Source organism: Streptococcus parasanguinis (assembly GCF_015556095.1).
Classification (GTDB): Bacteria; Bacillota; Bacilli; order Lactobacillales; family Streptococcaceae; genus Streptococcus; species Streptococcus parasanguinis_Q.
This window is the reverse complement of the sequence record NZ_JADNLT010000020.1, coordinates 1-13,845: the sequence shown is the minus strand read 5'-3', so window position 1 is coordinate 13,845 and position 13,845 is coordinate 1. Positions and strand designations below refer to the sequence as shown.

Annotated in this window: 15 protein-coding genes; 3 read left to right on the top strand and 12 right to left on the bottom strand. The window is 39.3% G+C overall.

Annotated elements, in window-relative coordinates; translation table 11 throughout:
- Positions 1-331 precede the first annotated feature (331 nt).
- From I2E70_RS10220 to I2E70_RS10205, 4 genes are read right to left on the bottom strand one after another with little or no spacing between them, the layout of a single operon-like run.
- Entirely contained in the window at positions 332-1,165 is an 834-nt protein-coding gene (locus I2E70_RS10220) for a carbohydrate ABC transporter permease (RefSeq protein WP_021153463.1), read from the bottom strand.
- Positions 1,166-1,178: 13 nt separating this feature from the next.
- Positions 1,179-2,045: a carbohydrate ABC transporter permease gene (locus I2E70_RS10215; protein WP_195424650.1), complete on the bottom strand. Its 867-nt coding sequence runs from the start codon at positions 2,043-2,045 to the stop codon at positions 1,179-1,181.
- A gap of 13 nt (positions 2,046-2,058) precedes the next feature.
- Positions 2,059-3,318, bottom strand: coding sequence for an extracellular solute-binding protein (locus I2E70_RS10210; RefSeq protein WP_049473981.1), 1,260 nt, complete (start codon positions 3,316-3,318; stop codon positions 2,059-2,061).
- A gap of 14 nt (positions 3,319-3,332) precedes the next feature.
- A complete protein-coding gene (locus tag I2E70_RS10205) occupies positions 3,333-5,495 on the bottom strand; it encodes an alpha-galactosidase (protein ID WP_195424648.1) in 2,163 nt (720 codons plus the stop codon).
- 160 nt (positions 5,496-5,655) lie between these two features.
- Between I2E70_RS10205 and I2E70_RS10200 the strand changes: the two genes are divergently transcribed.
- The 3 genes from I2E70_RS10200 to birA all read left to right on the top strand — a co-directional run bounded on the left by I2E70_RS10200 (position 5,656) and on the right by birA (position 8,514).
- Positions 5,656-6,489, top strand: a complete 834-nt coding sequence (locus I2E70_RS10200) for an AraC family transcriptional regulator (RefSeq protein ID WP_049485899.1) — start codon at positions 5,656-5,658, stop codon at positions 6,487-6,489.
- 67 nt (positions 6,490-6,556) lie between these two features.
- Positions 6,557-7,564 (top strand): LacI family DNA-binding transcriptional regulator, encoded by a 1,008-nt coding sequence (locus I2E70_RS10195; RefSeq protein ID WP_195424646.1) that lies wholly within the window; start codon positions 6,557-6,559, stop codon positions 7,562-7,564.
- Positions 7,565-7,572: 8 nt separating this feature from the next.
- Positions 7,573-8,514, top strand: a complete 942-nt coding sequence (birA, locus tag I2E70_RS10190) for a bifunctional biotin--[acetyl-CoA-carboxylase] ligase/biotin operon repressor BirA (protein WP_195424644.1) — start codon at positions 7,573-7,575, stop codon at positions 8,512-8,514.
- 1,143 nt (positions 8,515-9,657) lie between these two features.
- Here the strand turns inward: birA and I2E70_RS10185 are convergent.
- From I2E70_RS10185 to I2E70_RS10150, 8 genes are all read right to left on the bottom strand, one after another.
- Positions 9,658-10,056 (bottom strand): hypothetical protein, encoded by a 399-nt coding sequence (locus I2E70_RS10185; protein WP_042766271.1) that lies wholly within the window; start codon positions 10,054-10,056, stop codon positions 9,658-9,660.
- A 295-nt stretch (positions 10,057-10,351) separates the two neighbouring features.
- Positions 10,352-10,714 carry a hypothetical protein gene (locus I2E70_RS10180; RefSeq protein WP_042759940.1) on the bottom strand — a complete coding sequence of 121 codons (363 nt, stop codon included), beginning with the start codon at positions 10,712-10,714 and terminating at the stop codon, positions 10,352-10,354.
- Between the two features lie 198 nt (positions 10,715-10,912).
- Positions 10,913-11,116, bottom strand: a complete 204-nt coding sequence (locus I2E70_RS10175; protein WP_021153475.1) for a CsbD family protein — start codon at positions 11,114-11,116, stop codon at positions 10,913-10,915.
- A 45-nt stretch (positions 11,117-11,161) separates the two neighbouring features.
- On the bottom strand, positions 11,162-11,740 hold the full coding sequence (locus I2E70_RS10170) for an Asp23/Gls24 family envelope stress response protein (protein ID WP_195424642.1): 579 nt from the start codon (positions 11,738-11,740) through the stop codon (positions 11,162-11,164).
- 15 nt (positions 11,741-11,755) lie between these two features.
- Complete coding sequence (locus tag I2E70_RS10165) at positions 11,756-11,926, bottom strand: DUF2273 domain-containing protein (RefSeq protein WP_049472678.1); 171 nt, start codon at positions 11,924-11,926, stop codon at positions 11,756-11,758.
- An 11-nt stretch (positions 11,927-11,937) separates the two neighbouring features.
- The gene (gene amaP, locus I2E70_RS10160) at positions 11,938-12,504 is read right to left on the bottom strand and encodes an alkaline shock response membrane anchor protein AmaP (protein WP_195424639.1); all 567 of its coding nucleotides are present in this window, start codon (positions 12,502-12,504) and stop codon (positions 11,938-11,940) included.
- Positions 12,505-12,584: 80 nt separating this feature from the next.
- Positions 12,585-12,824 (bottom strand): GlsB/YeaQ/YmgE family stress response membrane protein, encoded by a 240-nt coding sequence (locus I2E70_RS10155; RefSeq protein WP_003007835.1) that lies wholly within the window; start codon positions 12,822-12,824, stop codon positions 12,585-12,587.
- A gap of 616 nt (positions 12,825-13,440) precedes the next feature.
- A complete protein-coding gene (locus I2E70_RS10150; RefSeq protein ID WP_049472676.1) occupies positions 13,441-13,644 on the bottom strand; it encodes a CsbD family protein in 204 nt (67 codons plus the stop codon).
- Positions 13,645-13,845 lie beyond the last annotated feature (201 nt).

Genomic DNA, 13,845 nt, shown 5'->3' with positions numbered 1-13,845 from the left:
CAGCCCTACTCAACTGTGCGGAGGTGGGACGACGAAATCGAATTCTAACGAATTACCGATTTCTGTCCCACTCTCTTCTTGAGTTTTTCTATTTTAGAATTGCTTCCTAGGATACGATTGAAATCAGCAAGCTGAATCGTTACTTTGTATACGGAATTGAACACGGGACTAATTTCTTAGGAAAAAAGATAAATCTCCTTGTGTGCAAGCACACTACGTCGATTTCCTATATTTCCACAGCCGTTACTACTTCAGTAGTCTACGGATGTGGATGCCCTAGGGTACTACAGAAATTTTCAGCAAGCTGAATCGTCCCTTTGTATCTTATTTCTTATTTCACTGCGCCGTTGCTCATTCCTGCGATGATATGGCGTTGGAAGAAGAGATAGACAATGGTGATACTGATAATGCCGACCACGTAAGAGGCAAAGCTTGGTCCGTAGTCGTTGAAATATTGGCCTGCGTAGTTGTATTGGAACAAAGGCAGGGTCCACATTTTTGAATCGCGGTTCAAGACAAGGAGTGGCAACATGAAGTCATTCCAGAACCAAAGGGCATTGATGATCATGGTTGTCGCATGCATGGGTTTCATCATTGGGAAGATGATACGGAAATAGGTTGTGAATTTATTAGCCCCATCGATCTCTGCTGCTTCATCCAAACTTTCTGGAATCGAGATTTTGATATACCCGACATAGAGAAAGAGGGTCTGTGGAATCGCATAGGTCAAGTAGAGCAAGATCAAACCAAAGGTGTTAGCCAAACCGAGTTTACTCATCATAACCGTAATTGGAATCATGATGACTTGGAAAGGTACGAAGATCCCAAGGATCAAGAGGGTGTACATGATAGTAAAGGCTTTTCTCTTACTCATATTACGTGCAATGGAGTAGGCTGCCATGGGGATAAAGATCATTACTGCAAGTAAAGACAAGACAGTGATGACGACAGAGTTCCAATAATATCCTCCAATTCCATCAGCCAAGAGACGGCTAAAGTTGTCCCATGTGAAATTCGTCGGGAATCCAAAGAAATTATCTACAATATCTTTGGTGGGTTTGAAGGAACTAAAGAGGGTGGCAAGGAGTGGCACTAAAATCAGAACCGATCCTAGAATCAATAGAATATATTTGCCAATCAAGGCTTTTCTTTCATCTTGTTTCATCGTGCTTCTCCTCTTAAATTTCAAATTTCTTAGATACTCTCAATTGGATGATCGAAATCACTACAATCAAGAAGAACAAGATTACGGCAATGGCATTGGCATAACCGAATTGGTTGTTTTTAAAAGCATAATTATAAACCAAGAGCCCAAGTGAGGTTGTAGCATTGTTTGGACCACCACCAGTCATGGCAAAGACTTGGTCAAAGGCGGTAAGCCCACCTTTTAGGGCTAGGATAAAGACCATAGAGACACTTGGTAGCAAGTAAGGCAATTCAACATTCCAGAAGACTTGCTTGCTAGTCGCTCCATCGATTCTTGCTGCTTCTGTAATCTCGGTTGGAATGGATTGTAGACCAGCTAGGAAGATAATGATAGGCATGGCCACCCCTTGCCAAAGAAGAACAAAGATAGCTGCGAAGATTGCTCCCCACTTGGTCCCTAAAAGACTGGTTTGGAGAAACTCGATATGAAGGGCATTCCCTATCGCTGGTAGACCGTAGTTGAAGACTTGTTTGAAGATCAACGCCACTGTCAAACCAGACAAAACTGCTGGGAAGAAAAACCAAGCACGGAAGAAGGTTTGCCCTTTGATTTTAGAGTTTAAGACACGCGCAATGAAGATCCCAAGGGCAATCTCACCAACTACCATAGCAATCGTGATGATCGCAGTAAAGCCAATCGCATTCATGAATTTTGGATCCATAAAGAGGAGCTTAAAGTTGTTCAAGCCAACAAACTTGTAGTTATAGGTCAAACCTGTCCAGTTGGTAAAACTGTAAAAGGCTCCTTGAAACATTGGCACATAGAAGAAAATTGCTTGTAATAAGAGGGGAATGACCACAAAAGCCCATGCCCAATATTTTTGTAATACTTTTTTCATTGTCTCTCTACTCCTAATCCACATCCGCTTTCATCGGGTTAAAGAAGGCATTCAAATCATTGACCATTCCTTGTTTATCACCTGTCAAGACATAGTTCATCGTCAAGGTATGGAAGTCTGCTTCACTGGTCCAGTATTGTTGCAACCAGACCAAGTGACGATCTGTAAAGGCATATTTGGTCATCCCAGCAAGCGGTGAATCCTCTCCTGCTTGTTTGACCCCTTCGATCGCTGTTGGAGATCCGTCCACATCATAGTACTTTTGCATGACTTCTGGACGGGTCATGTATTCCACAAAGGCATTGGCTTCTTTTGGATGTTTGGTAGTAGCTGAGATAGACCATGCTAAGTCTCCCGCACCAACGGTTAAGCTTTGTCCTTTTTCTTTCCCTGGAATCATGAAAGTCCCAATCTTAAATTTCGGTTTTTGTTCATTGATCGCGGTGATAGCCCAAGATCCATTTGGTGTCATGAGGACATCTCCACGCGCGAAGGCACCGATAACGTCTGTGTACCCTGCACCTTCCCAGTTCTTTTGCTTCGAACCTTTAATGCGAAGGATATCCATGACCTTGATGTCATCTTTCATAATCGGATCAGACAATTTAATGGAATTTGGCTGTGAATAACGAAGGTATTGGTTGGCTTCTTTTCCTCCACCGGCTGCTGTCGCAAAGGCCAATTGATTATACCCATTGAGGGTCCAAGCATCTGCACCTGCAATTCCAAATGGTGTTTGTCCTTTAGCAACGATGTCTTTCACCAACTGTTCGAACTCGTCCCAAGTTTCAGGAACCTTCAAGCCCAACTCTTCGAATTTGTCTTTGTTGTAGTAGATTCCGTAAGCATTGGCTGTGAAAGGAACGTTGTAGACTTTTCCATTTACAGCATATTTTTCAGCGTAGCCGTTTTTCACGCGTTTGAGATAATCTTTATTGCTTAAATCTTCGAAGACACCCGCTTTCGCCCATTCTTGCAATTCAATGGACTGTGGGTAAATATTGACTACATCTGGCACATCCCCTGCGAGAACACGTGTTTTCAATACTTCACCACCATTTGGTACATTGACAACTTTGACCTTGACCTTTGGATTTTCCTTTTCAAAATCACGCGCGATTTCTTCCAAGGTTTTGGTCATTTCTTTTTTCTGGTTGAAATACTCGATGGTCACTGTGCCATCCGCAGATTTTCCATCGTTGGAGCAAGCACCGAGCCCAAACAAGGCTAGGCCTGTAGTCGCAAGAAGTCCGATTTTTTTATACCATTTCATTTGGCTGTCTCCTTTTATTTTTTGACAAAAACATATTGTTTGCTGAGGAAATCTCCCTGGGGAAGAACGACGGTTAACCCGGCATACATGAGCTCGGCTCCTGAATAGACTTTATCTGTCCCTTCTAGGCTATAGAGCGCATCTTCTTCCAACCCTTTGAGTTTCAGGGTCGGCTCGATCTCTTCAACCGTTGATAAGACCCGTACATAAGTTACAACCGTGCGGTCTTGATAAGTGAACTGGACGGCTGCCTGATTGCTACCATGGCTTGGATTGATCAAGCGGTAGTGTTTTCCGAATTGAACAAGTGGTCGAATCGTTTTGTAATGAGCGACTTGAGCTGCGATCCGATCCAACTCTTCTTGCGGAAGACTGGTTAGATCCAATTCATAGCCCAGATTTCCCATCATGGCTACATGACCTCGCGTTTCAAGCGGTGTCATCCGTCCCATCTGGTGATTTGGCACCGCTGATACGTGAGCCCCCATAGAAATGGTAGGATAGAGGTAGCTAGAACCATACTGGATCGGAAGTCTGGCAATGGCATCCGTATTGTCACTTGCCCATACCTGAGGGAAGTACCGCATCATACCGAGGTCATTGCGGCCACCACCTCCGGAGCAGGACTCAAAGAGGATGTTCTCGTACTTCTCTGTTAAGTATGAAACCACTTCATAGAGACCCAAGATATAAGCATGGGATTGCATCTTGGTTTCAAGGTAGGTTTTCCCATTCCCAAGCTTAGTGATATTGCGGTTCATATCCCATTTGATATAGTCGATCTCATGGTTTCCAAGTAAGTCATCCAAGACCTGCTTGATATAAGAAACCACTTCTTTATTTGCGAAATCGAGCACCAGTTGATTCCGTGAATAGGTGTGTTCGTAACCTGGGACTTGAATAGCCCAGTCCGGATGAGCCCGATAGAGGTCGCTATCAACAGAAATCATTTCTGGCTCCACCCAAAGGCCAAATTGAAGTCCCTTGTCGTGGATGCCTTGGATCAGTTCTGCTAGGCTTCCTCCTAATTTTTCTTCATTGACAGTCCAGTCACCGAGGGCCCGATTGTCATCATAGCGATTGCCAAACCAGCCATCATCAAGAACAAAGAGTTCGATTCCCACTTTTTGAGCCTCGTCTGCCAGCTCCAATAATTTTTCTTTCTTGAAATCAAAGTAGGTTGCTTCCCAGTTGTTGATCAGAATTGGACGTTCTTTATAGGCAAAGGGGTTAGGAATGATATGGTTTTGGACAAATGCTTGACTTTCTTGACTGAGGCCGGTCAATCCCTTATGTGAGTAGCTAATCATGGCTACCGGCGTATCAAAGCTCTGATTCGGTGCCAACTCCCAGGCAAAGTTTTCTGGATTGATTCCCAATCCAACCCGAACTTCATTAAGTTGATTTTTTTGAACAAATCCTTCAAAATTCCCACTGTAGAGCAGTTGGAAGGCAAGGGCAGAACCGGCATCTTCGGTCACTTCATGATCTGCTAGAATAAGGGCTGGAGTCTGGGCGTGTCCAGAAGCACCACGGTTGGAGCTGATGGAGAAGATTCCTTGCTCCACTTGCTGACGGCAGACTGTTTTTTCTCTCGCATAAGCCCCTTGAAGGGTGATGACATCATAGTCACCTGCTGGGACATCGGCCATCACACTGAGGGCCTTATGGATCACGACGGTTTCATCACTGCAGTTTTCAATCTTTGAAAAGCTGGTGATGGTTGCCCGGTCCTCGTAGGCTGTGTAGTAGATTGTCAAACGCAGGGCCGCTTGATCATCTTCAAAGACCAAGGCCAAGGTTTCAGCACTATCTACTGTATGTGGATTGGGAAGACCAGTTGCCTCGACACTGACAGAGTAGATATTGGCTCCGACATAGAGGAAATCCGTCACCTCTGTGGCGCCGTGCTGGATTTGAATAGACGGCTTTCGGAAATCTCCAAGCCCGTGCTGTCCTAAGATCTGACGCTGGGTATCCAAGCTGAAGGTTCGATGGTCAGGTGTTGGATTTCCAGAGAAAGCATGATCCTTCTCATGCACGGTATTGGAAAAATGATAAGACGGGATCGGACGCCCCAGATGCTTAAGCATCAGGTAGCCATCTCGATTTTCAAGGATCAGGCTCAGTCCCTTACTTTCTACATAGAACAAATTCTGTTCAATACGAATTGCCATATCTTCCTCCATTGGACCCGAAAAATATCACTATGTATTTTTAATTTCAGTTCCAATAACTTTCTTTTTTCACATGTCTTTATTTTACTCATTGTAAACGCTTTCGAAAATAGAATTTTGTTGGACATATATGGTAAAATGTTAGGTAGGAGGTTTACCGATGTTAGTCTTTTCTGAATACCAAACCGATACCATTGACCTAGCCCTTGATTTTTATGGCTACGAAGATTGTCCGAAGAACTATGAATTTGGCCCTAGCGTTCGGGACAATTTTGTCCTGCATTTTATTACCAAGGGAAAGGGAATCTTCCACTTCAATAAGAAAGAAATCCACCTAGAAGCCGGGGATCTCTTCCTTCTCCCCAAAAATAAGGTGACTTACTATAAGGCCGATGCCGAAGAACCTTGGTCCTACTACTGGATTGGCATCAGTGGCACCAAGGTTAGTGATTTCATGCGTTTTTCAACCCTGCATGAAAAAGGTTTTCTAAAGAAAACAGAGGTGGACACCGATAGGATCGGCCAGTTTATGGAGCAACTCGTCCACAAGGCAGAGGCTTCGAAAATGACTTCTCACTACCAACTCCACCTTCTCTCGCAGATCTATGAACTGCTTTATCTCATTGGGGAAATAGCTCCCAACGTACAAAAGAGCTACCTCTCTCCGACCTATCAACTCTACCTGACCTGCAAGCATGTGATTGAGACACATTACAATAAAGAACACTTGAGTATTCAAGAGATCGCCGATGACCTCAATGTCCATCGCTCCTATCTGACAACTGTTTTTAAGGAGTTTCATCAGATCTCTCCCAAGGAATTCTTGCACTCGGTCCGCATGCAGCGTGCCCAACAGTTACTGACCAATACGGACGAAAGCATTAAGATTGTAGCTTACTCGGTTGGCTTTTCAGATCCCCTCTATTTTTCAAAGGCTTTTAAGGCCTATAGCCAGCTGACTCCTAGCCAATATCGCAGCAAACATAAAATTTAGTAAAATTTTATTTCTTTTTACTAGTTTTTAGAGTATACTGGAAGTAGAAATCAATAAAGGATGAACTATGGCAACGATTAAAGACATTGCGGAAAAAGCTGGCGTTTCTCAGGCAACGGTCTCTCGCGTCCTCAACCAGGATGCGACCTTATCGGTCAGTGAAGACACGCGCAGTCGGATTCTTCGCATCGCCGAGGACCTGCATTACCAAAAGAAGAGCCGCAAAACAGCGCCTCAACCCGTTCAAGATTTTCATAAAATCGTCATCTTTGAATGGTACACGCGCGAAGAAGAATTAGATGACCTCTACTACTATGCCATTCGGATGGGGTTAGAAAAACAAGCCCAGGAATTAGGATATGAGATCTTTCGTATCTTTAATAATGACGATTGGTCCTTGATTCAAGAGGCAGACGGCATCATCGCTCTTGGGAAATTCAGTTCCAAGACCATTCGAGATCTAGAAAGCTACGGCAAACCCCTGATCTTTGTCGATAGCAACACCCTCTATCTAGGGCATTCCTGTGTGACGACCGATCTAGAAGATTCTGTCATCACCGCTCTCGAGTATTTCCTTGATCATGGCCACAAGGAGATCGGGCTCTTGGTCGGGCAGGAAGAGACGGCAGATGCGACACCGCTACAGATGGATCCCCGTCAACGGACCTTTCAACAGTTTCTCACGGAAAAAGGACTTTATGAGGAGCGCTTTGTCTCTGTTGGGCAATTCTCGACCGAGTCGGGTTATCAGATGATGGAGCAGCTGATTCAAGCATTGGGCGACAACCTGCCAACTGCCTTTTTCATGGCTAGTGATGCCTTAGCTGTCGGAGCCCTTCGCTCTCTTCAGGAGCACCAAATCGCAGTTCCTGATCGCGTCAGTCTCATTTCCTTCAATGATACTTCCATCGCCAAGTATGTCTTTCCTGCCCTTTCTACAGTGACCGTCTACACGGAAGAAATGGGCAAGCAAGCCATTCAGATGTTGCGGCAGACCTTTCAAGGGACTCAACCAAGTGTTCCCTATATGGTCAAATTAGCTACCAAACTGACGATTCGAGACAGCAGTCGTTAGGAGGTCTTATGAAAACACACGAAATCCTCTTTCAAACCCTTTCTCAGGCAGATGATTATGTCAACGGAGAGCAGCTGGCAAAAGAATTAGGTGTTTCCCGCACCTCTATCTGGAAGGCCATCCAACGTCTAGAAAAAGATGGGGTCGTCATCGAATCCCTCAAAAAGAAGGGCTACAAGCTGGTCTCAGGCGATATTCTGCTTCCTGAAGTGATCGCAAAAAATACCCAATTGACCGTTTCCTTAAACGAACAATGTAGCTCCACCCAATTGGATGCCAAATTAGGCATAGAAACCCATCAAGAAGGCAAGGCCCTCTACCTAGCTAATTCGCAGGCTGCTGGAAAAGGTCGCTTTGGTCGTGACTACTACTGTCCCGATCAAGGGGGCATCTACATGTCCCTTCATCTCAAGCCTCAACTGCCCCCTGCGGAGCTCCCCCCTTATACCCTCATGGTCGCTGGAGCCATCTTCAAGGCTATTAAAAACCTGACCCTGATCGATATCGATATCAAGTGGGTCAACGATATTTACTACCGCCATAAAAAAATTGGGGGAATCCTCACCGAAGCTATCACGTCCATCGAGACTGGTCTCGTCACGGATGTTATTATCGGAGTCGGTCTCAATTTAGCCATCCCTACTTTTCCAGATGAGCTACAAACCAAGGCTGGTTCCTTATTTGAAGGCCCTTGTCCCATCACCCGCAATGACCTCATCAGTGAGATCTGGAAAGAATTCTTCCAAACGGATATCGATGAACTGGTCTACCTCTACAAAGAGCGCTCCCTGGTCCTAGGACGAACTGTCACTTTTGAGCAAAATCAGCAGACCTATCAAGGCCTCGCCAAAGACATCTCTGATACCGGCCAACTCTTGGTCCAATTAGACAATCAAGAAGAAATCTGGCTCAATAGCGGAGAAATCTCCCTCAAACAGTGGAATCTATAAAACAGAACTCACAACTCACAAAAGAGTCTGGGACAAAACGCTGTCTCAGACTCTTTTGTATGAAGAAATATCAAAAATTTTTAAACCAATTCTTGATAAATTCTAAGCATATATCTAGTAGGAATTTGATAAATAATAATACAATTCCAATCTTCACAAACATGTAATATTTAAATGTGGTGTCATCAAATTCACTCACAAAAATCGGAAAGGTGAGAATATTAGACGGATTGATAAGAAAAAAAGTGAGATACAAATAGATAAAACCAACGCCACTATAAAAAATTTTTTATGTATTTGCATTTTTTACCCTACCCTTTCTTGTTTTACAACATTAAATACCAATCACCAATTTTATATAGCCTGATTCATTCTTTTCCTCCTCTTTCTAACAGGCTATTTTATAGTTCTTACACCTTCATCATATACAAATTTCAAAATAATACAAGTCTGTTTTTCTAATTATTTTTATGGTATAATAATAAAGTTGGAGTGATAAATAAAAGCTCAGCAACTATCTTAGTAAACTCTATAAAATTAACTTTTTAGATAACAGCGTGATATATTTAAGCTACTAAACAGTTCAATTCAGTATGTTTTTGCCTTACTTTTAAATCATGATATTGAAAATACCAAAAGCGCCTTCCGAAATTCAATTAAATTTCAACATTTTTAATTACTCTCAATATGAAAGTCCTTTCCAAATCCATGTAGGGGGCATCTAAATCAACAGGAAAAGCCTTGGTAACCAAGGCTTTTTTGCTTGTCATTTTGTTTTTTGTACCAAATAATTATAAAAGTTTTCTAACGTTATCAAATTCTTCATTTAGTTTCTCTTGTAGTGTATGACCATATACTGCTCTTCTTCTATAGCCTGAGACCCTTTTGATGAAAATTAATCCGCAGAAAAAGTAAATGCTTCTAGTAAAACATTATCTGCTCATACTGCTTTATTACATTCTTGGGTATGTAATAAAACCAGCACAATCAAGAAGAGATTAATAATTAGTAATGCAAGTATTTTATTATGTTTGATTTCCATAACTATTTTATGGTCGGTCGCCTTCTTCTTATCAAAAGGTTTTGAAAAATAAAATTGTCAATATACTAATAACTAAATTTAAAGAGAGTTTTTCAACTCTCTTATTTTCTTATCTCACATAAATATTTCACATGTCCAGGCTCATCAAATTCATTTTTCTCAATAGCATACGCCACATTTGTATCCTTATTGAGAAATAGTATCATAGAATATGGTGCCATGAAGCTTGCTTTCTCTTCTAAAAACCAAGAATCAAAACACTGGTCTCCTTCGTACAACACAATTCTTTCATAGTCATCTACATCTTCACTTCCTGAAAGGCGTGCTCTTACTTCAAAATTAGCGCTAGGCTCTTTTCTTAAAAGATCACCAATCCAATATGTAGCTTGTTGAAGTGAATAGAAATCAGCAATTCCCCAACGGAAATAATCTCCCATTTTTTCTTCTACAAATTCAAAATCTTCAGTGGTGTCCATATCTCTAAAACTTGTTATTCTCATCTAGTAATCTCACTTTCTATTTATACAACTTGTTCTATTTTATAAGTAACAGTAAGCAACAAGGCTAGCTTATTATTTAAAGGATATTTCTTAGTTGTAGTAATTTAATTCAATTCCTTATATAAATTTATTATAGCAAATTTATATAGTTTTGTCAAATTCGTAGGATTTGGTACACTAGGAAAACTGAGAATCAATTCATAACCAAGAAAGACTATAATATAAAAACGCTCAATCCCTTTGTATAGGATAAGCGTTAAATGACAAGAGCAAAAGAAAAGATTAATTATTGTGGTCAATTTTCATCTAAATCCTTCAGTGCCTTCTTATAAGCCTCACTATCTTTCTTATAATAATCACGCTCTACACCAGAAATATCTACAGTAAAGACACCATCTTCGTATATATAACTTGTTGTACGGTTTAACATTTGCGAGCCCATTAACTCAATTGTTTCATTCTTTCGATCAATTACAAAGTTGTCAGCAACACTACTATCAAGTATCCCTTTATTTCCTGAGATAGTAAATGCTCGTTCATTTCTAGATTCACTAACCCAATAATATTCCCCATCCAAAGTCTGATTTCTTTGATTAGAGCATGAAATTAAAGGCATACTCAAAATCGTTAAAAATAGTAGAATCAATAGTTTATCCAATGTAATACCTCCTTAATTGTTTATGTTATAACAAAATACCATTACAGGAATACTACGAAAATATCTATGATAACAGCAATTTTTAAAGATGTCTGTTACAATAGCAAATTAATCTCACAAAATCAAAAACGCACTCTATTCTCCATAGTGGAGCTAATTAGAATGCGTCATTAGGGACTAAAAGATGACTATTAACAATTATTTGTCGTCACCTTTAATCATATTTTTAACGCCTTCGATTGCTCCTTCAACAGCATCTTTTGCGTCTTCTGCGACTTCTTTAACTTTAGAAACTACTTTTTCAGCAGCCCCTTCTTTTTCTGTTTTCTTGTCGCCAGTCAATTTACCGAATCCTTCTTTGACTGTACCTTTTGCTTGATTGATTTTTTCTTCTGTAGACATGGTCTTACCTCCGTTTGTATATGTTTTTATATATCCAAATTCAAATTAATGAACACGTGGTTTTTCATTTGATGAAGAGTCAGTTACAGCTTCTACGCCTTCACCAACTTTTTCTTTAACTGCTGAGAATCCATTTCCTAAACCTGTTTTAACATTTTCAAACTGTTCAGATGCGAATTCACCTGTTGATTCAACAACTCCAGTCACACGATCTTGCAAGCTTACTGAGTCAGCTTCATGTTGTTCTTTTGTTTTAATATCAACAACATTCACATTCACTTCAACAACTTCCAAGTCAGTCATCTTAGAAACTTGTGATACAACTACATCTTTAATGTGTTTGTATATTTCAGGAACATTCTTTTGATATTCAACCACGACATTCAAGTCGACAGCAACTTGTTCTTTACCAACTTCAACGTTTACTCCGTTAGCAACATTGTCAGTGTTGATAATCTTATCAGTTAGATTAGAGAAAAATCCTCCGTCAACAGCCAACAAGCCATTTACTTTTTCTAAAGAAAGTCCGATAATTTTTTGAATGACTTTGTCTTCGTAAGTCAATTCACCCTTCACATCTTCTGCTTTCGCATTAGTTTCTTTGACATTTTTTTCATTTGACATATTGAAACTCCTTTATTATTTAAATAGTCCTTTTTGTTGTAAATAATATCCAACTCCAGCTCCTAAGACGGCGAAGATTAAAACAAATAATGTTTTAAAGAAACCATAGGAGAGGATGAAGCAAGCTAAAATAATACCTGCTAACCCAGACAGGAGTGGATACTGGTATTTTTTAAACCATTCCATTTTTTATTTCCTTACTTTACACGACTCACAGTTTTTTTAGTTGGTTTTTTAGGCTTATAATCCTTTACAGAAACATCAAGCTTAACACCATGATTTAGTCCAAAAAACTGTGTTAATCCATTACCGATTTCATCTTTTATAGACTGAGTTCTTTGAATAATATTATCTGAAGGAAGAATTTCTCCTTCCACGTAAACTAAACATTTCTTTTTCCGACTATTTACACGAACTTTAGGGTTCTTAATGAAGTTGTTTTCATTAACTACACTACGAACAAATCCTTCAATAGCAGAACTTTTTAGTTTTAGTTCACCACCAGCATTTTCTAACTCTATCTCTAAATGTTGTTTAGGATAAAAAATTATCACTAACATAGAGAATAGAATTAAAATTGAAAGAACTAAAGTACCCCAAAAAATGTATCTAGAAAGATAATATCCTAAAAAAGAAATCCTCTTCCAATTAATCAAATGGAGCTCTAAACCGCTAACTTTATGATAATCTAGCAAAATAGGAATCAAAATTGTCAAGATTAAAATACAAAATATAAGAGAAAGTATTTTCTTAGATTTTGACATATTGAATCCTTTCACGAATACAATCAAATCACAACCTTGCCCTGTCTTAAAGATTATGATCTATTTTTGAAAAAAGAAATTTATTCCTTCTTCCCTAAGAAGAATGAAACGACACAAACAACAATGACAGCTCCCGCAATTGAAGGAAGCAATGCCATACCTGCCAAAGATGGTCCCCAAGTGCCCAAAAGGGATTGTCCAACTGATGAACCAATTAAACCTGCTAAAACATTAGCAATGATACCCATTGAACCACCTTTTTTAGTAATTCCTCCTGCAATGAGACCAATAAGGCCTCCTACAATAATAGACCATAGCATAATAGGACTCCTTTCTATCTCAAAGAAACGCTATTTAAATCACATTCAATAAGCAAGTATGATGAATATAACATTTTTGTATTTTGATTTTTTAGTTAAAAGTCTCTCATTGAATAAAAATTAAAGCGCTTACTTTTCTAGAGATAATATAATTATAGACTATTTTTTATATGGAGTCAACTAAAATACTTGACTTTTTTAAAATTGTTGAAATATATTAAATTATAAAACAAAATACCTAAATAGTATTATTGTTTGTGATAAACAAATAGAAAATATATGTTGAATCATTCTATTGTATATTGATTTATATATATTTTTCTGCTTTTAAATTATGTCTTATCTCACTTTATTTTTTATAGTTATTTACATTTGTTTAATGTATAAAATAAATACAAAGTGTGTGTTTCGTTAATTTTTAAAGCAAAGCAGAAATGTAGCTAATTGCTTATATCATTAAGAGATTTTTTTAGATTCTCAACATATCTGTATAGTAACAGCCTCTTAAAAATCTTGATCAAAAAGCACCCCATCTTCTATAGTAGATGTAAAACTATAGAATTTAGGGTGCTTTTTTAGGATAGACTAGTTGTGATTGAATGATAACAAATAACTATTATTTGTCGTCACCTTTAATCATATTTTTAACGCCTTCGATTGCTCCTTCAACAGCATCCTTTGCGTCTTCGGCAACTTCTTTAACTTTAGAAATTACTTTTTCAGCAGTTCCTTCTTTTTCTGTTTTTTCATCGCCAGTTAGTTCACCAACTTTTTCTTTTACAGCACCTTTTGCTTGGTTTAATTTTTCTTCAGTTGACATAGTCTTACCTCCGTTATAATTTATTTATTCTATGAATAATTTTTACTCGAATTAAATCTGATCGTCATTTAACCTATTAGTTGGCTTATGACCATTTACCATCTTTTATCTTGACAACTATTTGTCGTCACCTTTAATCATATTTTTAACGCCTTCGATTGCTCCTTCAACAGCATCTTTTGCGTCTTCTGCGACTTCTTT

Bases quoted from the DNA above. Each gene is read 5' to 3' on its own strand.
- I2E70_RS10150 (WP_049472676.1), bottom strand. From the start codon at position 13,644: ATGTCAACTGAAGAAAAATTAAACCAAGCAAAAGGTGCTGTAAAAGAA.
- I2E70_RS10170 (WP_195424642.1), bottom strand. From the start codon at position 11,740: ATGTCAAATGAAAAAAATGTCAAAGAAACTAATGCGAAAGCAGAAGAT.
- I2E70_RS10195 (WP_195424646.1), top strand. From the start codon at position 6,557: ATGGCAACGATTAAAGACATTGCGGAAAAAGCTGGCGTTTCTCAGGCA.
- I2E70_RS10220 (WP_021153463.1), bottom strand. From the start codon at position 1,165: ATGAAACAAGATGAAAGAAAAGCCTTGATTGGCAAATATATTCTATTG.
- birA (WP_195424644.1), top strand. From the start codon at position 7,573: ATGAAAACACACGAAATCCTCTTTCAAACCCTTTCTCAGGCAGATGAT.
- I2E70_RS10200 (WP_049485899.1), top strand. From the start codon at position 5,656: ATGTTAGTCTTTTCTGAATACCAAACCGATACCATTGACCTAGCCCTT.
- I2E70_RS10175 (WP_021153475.1), bottom strand. From the start codon at position 11,116: ATGTCTACAGAAGAAAAAATCAATCAAGCAAAAGGTACAGTCAAAGAA.
- I2E70_RS10215 (WP_195424650.1), bottom strand. From the start codon at position 2,045: ATGAAAAAAGTATTACAAAAATATTGGGCATGGGCTTTTGTGGTCATT.
- I2E70_RS10210 (WP_049473981.1), bottom strand. From the start codon at position 3,318: ATGAAATGGTATAAAAAAATCGGACTTCTTGCGACTACAGGCCTAGCC.
- I2E70_RS10205 (WP_195424648.1), bottom strand. From the start codon at position 5,495: ATGGCAATTCGTATTGAACAGAATTTGTTCTATGTAGAAAGTAAGGGA.
- amaP (WP_195424639.1), bottom strand. From the start codon at position 12,504: ATGTCAAAATCTAAGAAAATACTTTCTCTTATATTTTGTATTTTAATC.
- I2E70_RS10185 (WP_042766271.1), bottom strand. From the start codon at position 10,056: ATGAGAATAACAAGTTTTAGAGATATGGACACCACTGAAGATTTTGAA.
- I2E70_RS10165 (WP_049472678.1), bottom strand. From the start codon at position 11,926: ATGGAATGGTTTAAAAAATACCAGTATCCACTCCTGTCTGGGTTAGCA.
- I2E70_RS10155 (WP_003007835.1), bottom strand. From the start codon at position 12,824: ATGCTATGGTCTATTATTGTAGGAGGCCTTATTGGTCTCATTGCAGGA.